This is a genomic window from Oceanobacillus saliphilus (genome assembly GCF_023522835.1).
In the GTDB taxonomy this organism is placed as follows: Bacteria; Bacillota; Bacilli; order Bacillales; family Amphibacillaceae; genus Oceanobacillus; species Oceanobacillus saliphilus.
Genome location: NZ_JALCZU010000053.1, coordinates 1 through 345, shown reverse-complemented (window position 1 = coordinate 345; position 345 = coordinate 1). Strand labels below are relative to the sequence as shown.

General features: G+C 41.2%; 1 rRNA gene. It reads right to left on the bottom strand.

The features are described 5' to 3' along the window. Positions 1–267: 267 nt before the first annotated feature. Positions 268–345: ribosomal RNA gene (locus MN204_RS20405) — 16S ribosomal RNA — on the bottom strand; the annotation flags it as partial.

Below are 345 nucleotides of genomic sequence, written 5' to 3'. Positions count from 1 at the left end.
AACTAAGTTACAGTAAATAAAAGTACTAATTTATTAGCCTTGCTTTATTTCTTAAAAATTGATGTCGTTGATTACTCTTATTTAGTTTTCAAGGTACAAGCTTCCACAGGATGTGGTGACTTCTGTGTTCGTCACAGGACGTGACGGGTTTTAACAGAAGATCCTTATCCTTTGAGAGATTTGCTCTCTCAAAACTGAACCAAACAACCAAGTATGTCCTTACCGATAGGAACAAGTTCCTCATCGGCGTTCCGTTATAATCCTTAGAAAGGAGGTGATCCAGCCGCACCTTCCGATACGGCTACCTTGTTACGACTTCACCCCAATCATCAGTCCCACCTTCGG